Annotated in this window: 8 protein-coding genes; 1 reads left to right on the top strand and 7 read right to left on the bottom strand. The window is 64.1% G+C overall.

The annotated features are described in order from the left end of the window. The 7 genes from dbpA to betI all read right to left on the bottom strand — a co-directional run. Positions 1-1,261, bottom strand: a 1,261-nt coding sequence (dbpA, locus tag F6S12_RS17285) for an ATP-dependent RNA helicase DbpA (RefSeq protein ID WP_315869135.1), incomplete at its 3' end; no start/stop codon positions are given. 244 nt (positions 1,262-1,505) lie between these two features. Next, on the bottom strand, positions 1,506-2,936 hold the full coding sequence (mdtD, locus tag F6S12_RS17280; RefSeq protein ID WP_015637327.1) for a multidrug transporter subunit MdtD: 1,431 nt from the start codon (positions 2,934-2,936) through the stop codon (positions 1,506-1,508). Positions 2,937-2,972: 36 nt separating this feature from the next. Continuing rightward, complete coding sequence (locus F6S12_RS17275; RefSeq protein WP_315869134.1) at positions 2,973-4,310, bottom strand: TldD/PmbA family protein; 1,338 nt, start codon at positions 4,308-4,310, stop codon at positions 2,973-2,975. Beyond that, on the bottom strand, positions 4,310-5,752 hold the full coding sequence (locus tag F6S12_RS17270; protein ID WP_093405260.1) for a TldD/PmbA family protein: 1,443 nt from the start codon (positions 5,750-5,752) through the stop codon (positions 4,310-4,312). Before F6S12_RS17270 ends, F6S12_RS17275 begins: the two co-directional genes overlap by 1 nt. A 229-nt stretch (positions 5,753-5,981) precedes the next feature. Beyond that, positions 5,982-7,685, bottom strand: a complete 1,704-nt coding sequence (gene betA, locus F6S12_RS17265; RefSeq protein ID WP_053154303.1) for a choline dehydrogenase — start codon at positions 7,683-7,685, stop codon at positions 5,982-5,984. Positions 7,686-7,820: 135 nt separating this feature from the next. Beyond that, a complete protein-coding gene (betB, locus tag F6S12_RS17260) occupies positions 7,821-9,293 on the bottom strand; it encodes a betaine-aldehyde dehydrogenase (RefSeq protein ID WP_315869133.1) in 1,473 nt (490 codons plus the stop codon). Between the two features lie 108 nt (positions 9,294-9,401). Next, positions 9,402-9,995 (bottom strand): transcriptional regulator BetI, encoded by a 594-nt coding sequence (betI, locus tag F6S12_RS17255; RefSeq protein ID WP_011063941.1) that lies wholly within the window; start codon positions 9,993-9,995, stop codon positions 9,402-9,404. A gap of 486 nt (positions 9,996-10,481) precedes the next feature. On the opposite strand from betI, the gene F6S12_RS17250 reads away from it, so the two are divergent. Then, on the top strand, positions 10,482-12,434 hold the full coding sequence (locus tag F6S12_RS17250; protein WP_225368821.1) for a BCCT family transporter: 1,953 nt from the start codon (positions 10,482-10,484) through the stop codon (positions 12,432-12,434). The last annotated feature ends 69 nt before the right edge of the window (positions 12,435-12,503 follow it).

Here is a 12,503-nt window from a genome sequence, read left to right as displayed (position 1 = left end):
TGCGTTCAACCGCCACATACGACTGGAAGTCGAAGATCGCGATCTTGCCGACCTGGGCGCCCGGGATGCCGGCGTCGCCGGTCAGTGCGCCGAGAATATCCCCCGGACGTACCTTGTCCTTGCGCCCGCCGGCGATGCACAACGTGCTCATCGGTGGCTGCAGCGGGGCGCCGCCCTGGGACTTGAGGTTATCGACCTGATCCCAGTTCAGCGGGGCTTTCTGCAGCTGTTCGATGGCTTGCGCGCGATGGGCTTCGGACGGTGCGACGAGGCTGACCGCGATGCCTTTCTCGCCAGCGCGACCGGTACGGCCAACGCGGTGAATGTGGATTTCCGAATCGCGGGCCAGCTCGACGTTGATCACCATGTCCAGCGCATCGATGTCCAGACCACGGGCGGCGACGTCGGTGGCGACCAGTACCGATGTGCTGCGGTTGGCAAACATCGCCAGCACCTGATCGCGGTCACGCTGCTCCAGGTCGCCGTGCAGGCCGACAGCGGAGATGCCTTTGGCGGTCAGGTGATCGACGGTTTCCTGCACTTGCTGCTTGGTGAAGCAGAACGCCACACAGGAGGCCGGGCGGAAGTGGTGCAGGACTTTGGTCACTGCGCTCATGCGCTCTTCCGGTGAAATCTCGTAGAAGCGCTGCTCGATCTGCGTATCGTCGTGGAACGCTTCGGCTTTCACCGTTTGCGGATCGCGCATGAATTTCGACGCCAGTTGCTTGATGCCCACCGGGTACGTGGCGGAGAACAGCAGGGTCTGGCGGCGCGACGGGGTCTTTTCGATGATGTCTTCGATGGCGTCGTAGAAGCCCATGTCGAGCATGCGGTCGGCTTCGTCGAGCACCAGCGTGTTCAGGCCGTCGAGCACCAGCGAACCCTTGCGCAGATGCTGCTGGATACGCCCTGGGGTGCCGACGATGATATGCGCACCGTGCTCCAGGGAGGCGATCTGTGGCCCGAACGACACGCCGCCGCACAGGGTCAGGACCTTGATGTTGTCTTCGGCGCGAGCCAGCCGGCGCACTTCCTTGGCCACCTGGTCGGCCAGCTCGCGAGTCGGGCAGATCACCAGGGCCTGGCAGCCGAAGTAGCGCGGGTTGATCGGGTTCAGCAGGCCGATGCCGAAGGCCGCGGTCTTGCCGCTGCCGGTCTTGGCCTGGGCGATCAGGTCCATGCCCTTGAGGATCACCGGCAAGCTCTGCGCCTGGATCGGCGTCATCTGGGCATAACCGAGGGAGTCGAGGTTAGCCAGCATGGCGGGAGACAGGGGCAAAGTATTAAAAGCGGTGGCAATGGTGGTCACGGGACTGGCCTGCAAAACAAAATGTCGCGCAGTGTATCAGTCCCGCTCCCACAACCTGCAAATTCTGGACGAGCAGCCTTGCAGGGGCGGTTTTGTGTAGGCGCTGGCTTGCCAGCGAAAGCGGCCGCGAGGTTGGCGCAGGGCCCGGGGGCCTCTTCGCCGGCAAGCCGGCTTCTACGGGGTGAGGTGCGTGGGTTCAGTGTTCGATGTGCTGCTCCTCGAGCTTGCGCGCGCGCCGGCCATCGGTGGGCGACAGCTGGAGGAAGATCGCCGCCGCCAGCATCGCCATGATGCCTACCGTGAGGAAGGTCAGTTGGAAGGCGCCGAGCACGGTGTCCACGCCATCGTTGCCCAACTCAGCGGTAAAGCCGCCCAGCAGCGCGCCGGCACAGGCCACCCCAAGGCTCAGGGACAGTTGCGCCACCACCGACAGCAGGCTGTTGCCGCTGCTGGCGGCGGCATCGTCGAGGTCGATCAGGGTCACGGTGTTCATCGCCGTGAACTGCAGCGAGTTGATCGCCCCCAGCACCGCCAGCATGCCCAGCAGCAGCGGGTAGGGCGTCTGTTCGCTGACCAGCCCCATGCTGGCCAGCATGATGCCCAGGGCCAGGGTGTTGCCGGTGAGCACGATGCGGTAGCCCAGGCGCTCGATCAGTGGCCGGGCGATGGATTTGGCCAGCATTGCCGCGGCCGCCAGGGGCAGCATGCTCATCCCCGCCTGGGACGGTGAATAGCCCAGGGCCACTTGCAGCAGCAGGGGCACCAGGAACGGCAGGGCGCCGCTGCCCAGGCGGGCGAACAGGTTGCCCAGAATGCCCACGGCAAAGGTCCGCACCTTGAACAGTGACGGGGCGAACAGCGGGTTGTCGGTGTGCACGGCCCGCAGCCAGTAGGCCGCCAGGCAGGCCAGCCCGCCGAACAGCAGCAACATCACCCGCAAGTGCGGCAGGTGCAGTTCCCCCAGGCCTTCCATGGCGATGGTGATCAGCACCATCGCCGCGCCGAACAGCACAAAGCCCAGGCTGTCGAAGCGTGTGCGCTCGCTGCCGCGCAGGTCGGGAATGAAACGCCACACCGCATAGCAGCCAACGGCGCCTACCGGCAGGTTGATCAGGAAGATCCAGTGCCAGGTCAGGTACTGCACCATCCAGCCGCCCATGGTCGGGCCGATCAGCGGCCCCAGAAGCCCGGGAATGGTGATGAAGCCCATGATCCGCACCAGTTCCGAACGCGGGTAGGCACGCAGCACCACCAGCCGTCCCACCGGCAGCATCAGCGCACCGCCCAGGCCCTGGATCACCCGGGCGCCAATCAGCTGGGTCAGGGTGTTGGACAGGGCGCAGAGCAGGGAACCGATGCTGAACAGCAAGATGGCGCCGAAGAAGATCCGCTTGGTGCCGAAGCGGTCGGCGATCCAGCCCGAGGCCGGGATCAAGAGGGCCACAGTGAGCATGTAGGCGATGATCACCCCCTGCATGCGCAGGGGGTTTTCCGCCAGGTCCTGGGCCATGGCCGGCAGGGCGGTATTGAGGATGGTGCCGTCCAGGGACTGCATGAAGAAGGCGATGGCCACCACCCAGGGCAGCCAGCGGGCGGTGGTGGCATCGAGTGGCGCGCGTTCGGGCATGGGACCTCTGGGTGAGTTCAGGTTTGAGGGCGGTTTCTACAGGGTCAGGGTCAGGCGGCTGACCAGCGCTCCGGGCAAGTGCATCGAAGCGGTCTGGCGCTGGCCGTAGGTACTGGCCGACAGCAGCAGCTCGCGTTGCTCGGTCAGGGCCTCCAGCTGCGAGCCCAGCAGGCTGTAGACGCTGTCATCGAAGCGCATGGTGCTCACCGGCGCCTGGATCTCGCCGTTCTCCACCCAGAAGGTGGCGAAGCGGGTCATGCCGGTCAGGCGCGCCGCCGGCAGGTCCGAGTAGTTCAGGTACCACAGGTTGCTGATGTACAGCCCGGTGCCCAGTTGCTTGAGGATCTCCTGCTGGGACAACTGCCCCGCGGCCATGTTCAGCGCGCTGGGGTACTCGCCGCTGCCGGCACCATTGGTGGTCAGGCCGTATTCGGCGGCGCTGCGGGAGTTGATCAGTTGGGCATTGGCGCTGCCCGCGGCGATCAGTGACAGGTCGCTGCGCGGGTAGCCTTCGTCGGAAAACGCCGGGCTCAGGGAGCCACTGACCTGTTCGTCGAGCGACACCAGCGGGTTCAGCGCGGCATCACCGGCATAGAGCTTCTGCAGCGGGCTGTGCTTGCTGGCGATCGACTGGGCCGAGAAGCCGCCCCAGGCCAGCATGCCCATGATCTCCTCCAGGGCCGCCGGCGCCAGGTAGGCCCGGTACTGCCCGGGCGCCAGGGTGCGCAGTGGCCGGCCAAGGAATTCCAGTTGTTCCCGGGCCTGCTGGAAGCGCAGGGCGAAGGCCTGGCTGTCCCAGGCGTGCCCGGCGTAGCTGGCCTTCACCGCCTCGCCGTTTTCGTGGAACAGGCTGAAATCGAAGTTGAAGCTGTTGGCCTGGTGCCAGCCGAAGGCCCCGCCGGAACTGGCGAAGCCACGGCTGATGGGGCCGGCAGCGTAGATGCCCACCAGGTCCAGGCCGGCGCCGGCGCGACCGATTTCTTCCACCACCTGCTCACTGCCGGGCAGCGGCTGGTCCTGCACGTGATGGCTTTGCCAATGGGTGTGGTTGAGCATCAGGTACGGATCGGCCGGCAGCAGCGGCAGGGTCTCGCGCAGTTGTTGCAGGCCATCGGCCAGGCGCTGGCGATCCACCTCGGGGTCATTGCTCAGGGTGATGCTGAGGTCGGCGTGGCGGCCATGGTCGATCAGCTTGAAATGCACGCTGGCCTGTTGCACCTGCCCGGCCTGGCGCACCTTGGCGTGGTTGAAGCGAATGAACTCCGAGGCTTCGGCGGCGTAGCTCAGGGTGAACTGCTCGGTCTCGCGCAGCGCGTCTTTGAGCCACTGCACCAAGGCCTTGAATGGCTGGGCCTGATCGGCTGTCCTGGTCATCAGGCGTCTCCTCCAAATACATCAATCTTGCTGAATACGCAGGCCGGCGAAGCATGGCCGACGCGAATCACCTGGTTGGGCTCGCCCTTGCCGCAGTTGGGCGTGCCCAGCACCTGGAAGGTGCTGCGGTCGCCGACCGCGCTGAGGTTGCGCCAGAACTGCGCGGAAATCCCCCGGTAATTGGGGTTTTTGACCACGCCCCGGAGTTCGCCGTTCTCGATCAACTGGCCCCATTCGCAGCCGAACTGGAACTTGTTGCGCGCATCGTCGATGGACCAGGAACGGTTGGTGGACATCAGGATGCCGTGCTCGATGTGCCCGATCATTTGCTCCAGGGGCTGGTCGCCGGGCTCGATGTTGAGGTTGGCCATGCGGTCGATCGGTGCACGGTTCCAACTGCTGGCGCGGCTGTTGGCGACGCCGTCGAGGCCGCTGCGGTATTGCGACAGGGCGCTGCCCAGGGGGCGTACCAGCAGGCCCTCGCGAATCAGGAACTGCTTGCTGGCCGCGGTGCCGTCGTCGTCGTGACTGTAGCTGGCCAGTTCCTCGGGGATCTGCGGGTCGAAAGTCACGTTGAGCAGCGAGGAGCCGTATTGCAGGCGGCCGAAATCCTGCTGTTTGACGAAGCTGGTGCCGGCGTAATTGCGCTCGTCGCCGAGAATGCGGTCCAGCTCCAGGGGATGGCCGATGGATTCGTGGATCTGCAGCATCATCTGGTCCGGCATCAGCAGCAGGTCCCGCGGGCCCTGGGGGGTATTGGGCGCCAGCAGCAGTTGCAGGGCCTGGTCGGCGACCCGCGGTGCGGCCCCCAGCAGGCCGCAGCGGCTGATCACATCGCCGGCGCCCTGCTGGCCGAAGTTCTCCCGGCCGAGGCTGCGGGTCTGGCTGTCGCTGCCGTCGTAGGCGGTCACGTCCAGGCCCGGGTAGACAAAACGCTGGGCCTGGCGCAACTCGGCGCCGGCGCTGTTGAGGTAGATCTGTTCGACCTGGGTCACGCCGATGCCCACCTGCCAGTTCACCAGGCGTTCATCCTTGGGCACCGAGGCCGATTCATCGCCCAGCAGCTGATAGCAGTCGCTGAGGGAGGGGAAGGGCTGCTCCAGGTTGGGCGAGAAATAGTCCGCGCGGTGGCTGGAGACCGGTTGCTCACGCAGGTCCAGCAGGGCATGGGCGGCGATGACCCGGGCCTGCTGCTCGGCGCGGTCCAGGGCGGCCTGCAGGCCGCTTTGCGACAGGTCGTTGGTGGCGGCGTAGGCTTCCACGCCGCGCACCCGCACGGTCAGCATCGCCCCTTCGTCTCGGCCCAGGCTCGGCGGCTCGGCGACGTTCTTGCGCACCGACAGGTACTGGTCCGATTCGCGGACATAACGCAGGGAAAAGAATTCGGCGCCCGTGCGCAAGGCAGCGAAGCGCTGCTTGAGCTGGGGGTGAAAGTCGAACATGGAGGACCTCCTTGTGAGGCGCGATAGCGGGTCGACGCGTTTCGCCAGCAAACGGAACACCGCCCGGCGGTTCCTACAGGTATAGGTGCTGATGGGCGCGGGGGCGAAAGGGGATGTGCAAGTTGCAGAACTGTAGCCGCTGCCGAAGGCTGCGATCAAGGAAGTAGTTCTGAGGGAATGAAGGGAAGAGAAAAAGGGCGCCGACCCTTGCGGTCGGCGCCCGTCAGGCTTACTGCGCGGCGGGAGTCACATCGCGCATCGGCTTGCCACGTACCGGGGCTTCACCGGCTACGTAGTAGGCCGCGGTGCTGCGTGGCAGTGGCTGGCGGCCACGGATCTTGTCGGCGATTTTCTCGGCCATCATGATCGTCGGCGCGTTGAGGTTGCCGGTGGTGATGATCGGCATGATCGAGGCATCCACCACGCGCAGGCCTTGCATGCCATGCACGCGACCCTGGCCATCCACTACAGCCATGTCGTCGGTGCCCATCTTGCACGAGCAGGATGGGTGGAAGGCGGTCTCGGCGTGCTCGCGGACGAACTTGTCCAGTTGCTCGTCGGTCTGCACCTCGATGCCCGGGCTGATCTCGCGGCCGCGGAAAGGGTCCAGGGCCGGCTGCTGCATGATTTCACGGGTCAGGCGGATGCCGTCGCGGAATTCCTGCCAGTCCTGCTCGGTGGCCATGTAGTTGAAGAGGATGCTCGGGTGCTGGCGCGGGTCCTTGGACTTGAGCTGCACGCGGCCACGGCTCGGCGAGCGCATGGAGCCCATGTGCGCCTGGAAGCCGTGCTCTTTCACACCATTGCTGCCGTTGTAGTTAATCGCTACCGGCAGGAAGTGGTACTGGATGTTCGGCCATTCGAACTCTTCGCGGGTACGGATGAAACCGCCGGCTTCGAACTGGTTGCTGGCGCCGATGCCGGTGCCGTTGAACAGCCACTCGGCACCGATGGCCGGCTGGTTCCACCACAGCAGCGATGGATACAGCGACACCGGCTGGGTGCAGGCGTACTGCAGGTACAGTTCCAGGTGGTCCTGAAGGTTCTCGCCCACGCCCGGCAGGTCGTGAACCACCGGGATGTCCAGGCTTTCCAGGAGGGCGCGGGGGCCTACGCCGGAACGTTGCAGCAATTGCGGCGAGGCGATGGCGCCGGAGCTGACGATGACTTCCTTGCGCGCACGGGCTTCCACGCGCTCTTCAGTGCTGCCTTGCAGGTAGCTCACGCCCACTGCGCGCTTGCCTTCGAAGAGGATCTTGTCGGTCAGGGCGTGGGTGACGATGGTCAGGGTCGAACGCTTTTTCGCGGTGTCCAGGTAGCCGCGGGCGGTGCTGGCGCGACGACCTTTAGGGGTGACGGTACGGTCCATCGGACCGAAGCCTTCCTGCTGGTAGCCGTTCAGGTCTTCGGTACGCGGGTAACCAGCCTGCACGCCGGCTTCGACCATGGCGTGGAACAACGGGTTGTTGCCGGCCTTGGGCGTGGTCACGCTGACCGGGCCTTCGCCGCCGTGGTAGTCGTTGGGGCCGATGTCACGGGTTTCCGCTTTGCGGAAATACGGCAGGCAATCCAGGTAGGTCCAGTCTTCCAGGCCTGGCAGCTTGGCCCAGCCGTCGTAGTCCATGGCGTTGCCGCGGATGTAGCACATGCCGTTGATCAGCGACGAGCCGCCCAGGCCCTTGCCGCGACCGCATTCCATGCGACGACCGTCCATGTGTGGCTCTGGATCGGTCTCGTAGGCCCAGTTGTAGCGACGGCCTTGCAGTGGGAAGGCCAGTGCCGCCGGCATCTGGGTACGGAAGTCGAAACGGTAGTCCGGGCCACCGGCTTCCAGCAGCAGGACGGTGACGCCTTCGTCTTCAGTCAGACGGGTCGCCAGGGTGTTACCGGCCGAGCCGGCACCCACAATGATGTAATCGTATTCTTGGGCCATTGGAGCCTCCGTGGAGAGCTGCAAGCCTCAAGCTTCAAGCTGCAGGGAAAGCAGCGAAGCGGGCTTGGCATTGAATGGGGAGCAGGCGGCAAGCCAGGCTGTTGCCTGGGCCTGCCGCTTGTAGCTGACAGCTGCTTAGAACACCGAGGCGTAGTCGCCCAGCTCGACCTGCACCGACTTGATGCGGGTGAAGTTGTTCAGCGAGCTGATGCCGTTCTCACGGCCCACGCCCGATTGCTTGTAGCCGCCAACCGGCATCTTGGCGTCGGACTCGCCCCAGGCGTTGATCCAGCAGATACCGGCTTCGAGCTGATGAATCACGCGGTGAGCGCGGTTCAGATCCTTGGTGACCAGGCCGGCAGCCAGGCCGAAGTCGGTGTCGTTGGCGCGGCGGATCACTTCTTCTTCGGTTTCGTAGGTCAGGATCGCCATGACCGGGCCGAAGATTTCTTCACGGACGATGGTCATGTCGTCGGTGCAGTCGGTGAACACGGTCGGTGCAACGAAGGCGCCCTTGGCGAATTCGCCGTCGGTCAGGCGCTCGCCGCCGCACAGTACGCGGGCACCTTCTTCTTTACCCTTGGCGATGTAGCCCAGCACGCTTTCCATGTGCGGGAAGCTGACCAGCGGGCCGAAGTTGGTGTTTTCGTCTTCCGGGTTGCCGATGCGGATGCGTGCAACGCGCTCGGCGATCTTGGCTTCGAAAGCGGCTTTCAGGTGGCTCGGCACGAACACGCGAGTGCCGTTGGTGCAGACCTGACCGGAGCTGTAGAAGTTGGCCATCATGGCGGTGTCGGCGGCGCGATCCAGATCGGCGTCGTCGAAGATGATCAGTGGCGACTTGCCGCCCAGTTCCATGGTCACGTCTTTCAGCGAGGAGCTGGAAGCGCTGGCCATGACTTTCTTGCCAGTGTCGGTGCCGCCGGTGAAGGAGACCTTCTCGATGCGCGGGTGCTCGGTCAGCCAGGTGCCGACTTCGCGGCCGCTGCCGGTCAGGACGTTGAACACGCCATCCGGCAGGCCGGCTTCGGTGTAGATCTCGGCCAGTTTCAGGGTGGTCAGCGAGGTCACTTCGCTCGGCTTGAAGATCATCGCGTTACCGGCCGCCAGGGCCGGTGCGGATTTCCACAGGGCGATCTGGATCGGGTAGTTCCACGCGCCGATACCGGCCACTACGCCCAGGGGCTCGCGACGGGTGTAGATGAAGGAAGTGGTGCGCAGCGGGATCTGCTCGCCTTCGATGGCCGGTACCAGGCCAGCGTAGTATTCCAGCACGTCGGCGCCGGTGACGATGTCCACGTACTTGGTTTCGGAGAACGCCTTGCCGGTGTCCAGGGTTTCCAGGGCGGCCAGTTCGTCGTTGCGCTCGCGGAGGATTTCCACGGCGCGGCGCAGGATGCGCGAACGCTCCATGGCGGTCATGGCGGCCCAGATCTTCTGGCCTTTCTCGGCGCTGACCACGGCGCGTTCAACGTCTTCCTTGGTCGCACGCTGCACTTGTGCGAGAACTTCACCGTTGGCCGGGTTGATGGCATCGAAAGTGGCGTCGCTGCCGGCATCGGTGTAGCCGCCGTCGATGTAGAGTTTTTGCAGTTCGAAACGGGCCATAGTGTCCTCGCAAGTGCATTAAGTAGTGGGCTTGACCACCGGGCATGCCCCTAAGTTCGGGGCGCGCTGATCAGTGGCGGTTCAGGGGCCGAGCGTCTCTTTTGTGCTCTAGCGCTCCTGCTTAGCCAGTTGTAGATCCATGTATTCGTAAGCGATCCGTATCGCCTGGTCGGTGTCGAATGCATCACCCGACAAGGCACCACGCAGCCACAAACCGTCGATCAAGGCCGCCAGGCCGCGGGCTGCCTTGCGCGCATGGTAGAGCGGCAGGGCACGGCGGAACTGGCAACACAGGTTGGAATACAAGCGGTGGTCGTTGATCCGCTGCAACCTGTGCAAATCGGGCTGGTGCATGCTGGAAGCCCAGAAGGCCAACCAGGTTTTCATTGCCGGGCCGTTCACCTGGCTGGCATCGAAGTTGCCCTCGATGATCACTTTCAGATGAGCGCGCGGGCTGTCGTCCGTCAGGGCCTGGCGGCGTGCTCTGACGCCTTCGTTGAGCATGCTCATGATGTAACCCATCGTCGCTGCGATCAGGCCGTTCTTGTCCCGAAAGTAGTGACTGATGATGCCGTTCGAGACACCGGCCAAACGGGCGATCAGCGCAATGCTGGCGTCCCCCATTCCGACCTGATCGACCGCTTGCAGCGTGGCTTCGATCAATTGCTGGCGGCGTATGGGTTGCATACCGACCTTGGGCATCTGATACCTCTCCTTAGGCCTGTCGATTGGCGTATGACGCCCGTCGACTTGTGGGCCAGTCTATTTTGTTTTGATTGAACGTTCAATCAACAAAGAATAAGATCTGCGACAAATCGTCGCTGCCTGGGGAGTTTCTCCTGCTCGCAGATGGCGGAAAAACGACCTCCGAAAATGCCCGAAACTTACACGCGGCATAGCGTGGACCGGCAAGAGAGCACACGTGTTGAAGGGGCAGGACGCTCCGGGTTCCAGGCGACGAACTGCAGGTTCGTCACCGGCCCCGGATGCGGTTGCGCAACGCGGCTTTTGCGGTTTCGGGTGTTTTCGGGGTGTCTTTATAACACCCGATGATCGGCTGCCAACTAACCGATTGGTCGGGTGCCGTGTTGCCTTGTGTCCTTCTCTCGCACTGCCCGGAGCATCTGCGCAATGAGTTCTGCCTCTCTTATAAAGACCCCACCGGAGAAGGTGCGGGTCAACGGTTGGGTGTTCTACACCTCCACCGCGCTGATCCTGTTGTTGACCGCCATTCTGATCATCGCCCCGCAAGAGGCCGGCCGACTGCTGGGCATTGCCCAGGCCTGGTTGTCCCGCAGCTTCGGCTGGTACTACATGGTGGTGATCGCCGCTTACCTGGTGTTCGTGGTGGGCCTGGCGTTCTCCTCCTACGGCAAGCTCAAGCTGGGGACCAAGCAGGACACCCCGGACTTCAGCTACGGCGCCTGGGCGGGGATGCTGTTTTCCTCCGGCATCGGCATCTCGCTGCTGTACTTCGGTGCTTCCGAGCCCCTGGACCACTACTTCAACCCGCCGGAAGGCGTACCGGGCAGCAACCTGGCCGCACGCCAGGCGCTGCAGCTGACGTTCCTGCACTGGGGCCTGCACGGCTGGGCCATCTATGCCCTGGTGGGCCTGGCGGTGGCGTACTTCGCCTATCGGCATAACCAGCCACTGGCACTGCGTTCGGCGTTGTACCCGCTGGTGGGCGAGCGCTGGGTCAAGGGTGCGGCCGGCCACGCGGTGGACGGCTTCGGCATGTTCGTGACCCTGCTGGGCCTGGTGACCAACCTCGGGATTGGTTCGATGCAGGTGTCTTCCGGCCTGGAAAACCTGTTCGGCATGGAGCACAGCAACACCAACCTGCTGATCGTGATCATCGTCATGAGCACGGTGGCCACCATCGCTGCGGTGTCCGGTGTGGAAAACGGCATCCGCCGCCTGTCCAACCTGAACATCGTGCTGTTCAGCGGCCTGCTGATCTTCGTCCTGCTGTTCGGCCCGACCCTGCACCTGCTCAACGGCTTCGTGCAGAACATCGGCGACTACCTGAACGGTGTAGTGCTCAAGACCTTCGACCTCTATGTGTATGAGGGCGACAGCGCCAAGTCCGATCGCTGGCTGGGCCTGTGGACCCTGTTCTACTGGGCCTGGTGGATTTCCTGGGCGCCATTTGTAGGCATGTTCATCGCGCGTATTTCCCGTGGTCGCACCGTGCGTGAACTGGTGGCCGGCGTACTGCTGATTCCCCTGGGCTTCACCCTGGCCTGGCTGTCGATCTTCGGTAACTCGGCCCTGGATCTGGTGGTCAATCAGGGAGCCGTGGAGTTGGGCAAGACGGCGTTGGAACAGCCGTCCATGGCGATCTACCAACTGCTCGAGCACTACCCGGCCTCGAAGATTGTCATCGGTGTGTCGATCTTCGTCGGCTTCGTGCTGTTCCTGACCCCCGCCGACTCCGGGGCGGTGATGATGGCCAACCTTTCGTGCAAGGGCGGCAACGTCGACGAAGACGCCCCGCACTGGCTGCGGATCTTCTGGTCGGTGGTGATCACCCTGGTGACCATCGGCCTGCTGTTCGCCGGCAACTTCGAAGCCATGCAGACCATGGTGGTGCTGGCCGGCCTGCCGTTCTCGGTGGTGCTGATCTGCTTCATGTTCGGCTTGCACAAGGCCATGCGCCAGGACGTGCAGATTGAGCAGGAACAGGCGCAACTGGCCGAGCGTGGCCGCCGCGGTTTCAGCGAGCGCCTGAGCCAGCTGGACCTGCAACCGACCCAGTCGGTGGTGCAGCGCTACATGGACAAGCACGTCAGCCCGGCCTTGCAGGAAGCGGCTGCGCAGTTGCGCAACCTGAGCCTGGAAGTGCAGACCAACCTGGGCAAGTCGAAGAACCTGCTGGGCCTGCGCGTGGAAATGGATGAAGGCAATCCCTTCGTCTATGAAGTGAGCCTGGACGGCTACCTGGCGACGCCTAGCGAATCGACCCAGCCGGAAGGGGCCGACAGCGAAGTGCGCAGCCGTTTCTACCGCGCCGAGGTGTATCTGCACAACGGCAGCCAGGAATACGACTTGATGGGCTTCACCCAGGAGCAGATCACCCGGGATGTGCTCGATCAGTTCGAAAGCCATCGGCAGCTCCTTGGCCGTGTCTATAGCTGAGTGAAAACGGCCCCATCCTTGTAGGAGCCGGCTTGCCGGCGAAGGCGTCCTCAAGGGCGCTGCAAGGCT

The organism is Pseudomonas sp. JV245A, from assembly GCF_032424515.1.
GTDB classification, from domain to species: Bacteria; Pseudomonadota; Gammaproteobacteria; order Pseudomonadales; family Pseudomonadaceae; genus Aquipseudomonas; species Aquipseudomonas protegens.
Note: the sequence above shows the minus strand (reverse complement) of the source record. Positions and strands in the feature narration are given on the sequence as shown.

What these genes read in the sequence shown, in the direction of transcription:
- betB (WP_315869133.1), bottom strand. Translation starts at nt 9,293, where the DNA reads ATGGCCCGTTTCGAACTGCAAAAACTCTACATCGACGGCGGCTACACC.
- F6S12_RS17275 (WP_315869134.1), bottom strand. Translation starts at nt 4,310, where the DNA reads ATGACCAGGACAGCCGATCAGGCCCAGCCATTCAAGGCCTTGGTGCAG.
- F6S12_RS17270 (WP_093405260.1), bottom strand. Translation starts at nt 5,752, where the DNA reads ATGTTCGACTTTCACCCCCAGCTCAAGCAGCGCTTCGCTGCCTTGCGC.
- betA (WP_053154303.1), bottom strand. Translation starts at nt 7,685, where the DNA reads ATGGCCCAAGAATACGATTACATCATTGTGGGTGCCGGCTCGGCCGGT.
- betI (WP_011063941.1), bottom strand. Translation starts at nt 9,995, where the DNA reads ATGCCCAAGGTCGGTATGCAACCCATACGCCGCCAGCAATTGATCGAA.
- mdtD (WP_015637327.1), bottom strand. Translation starts at nt 2,936, where the DNA reads ATGCCCGAACGCGCGCCACTCGATGCCACCACCGCCCGCTGGCTGCCC.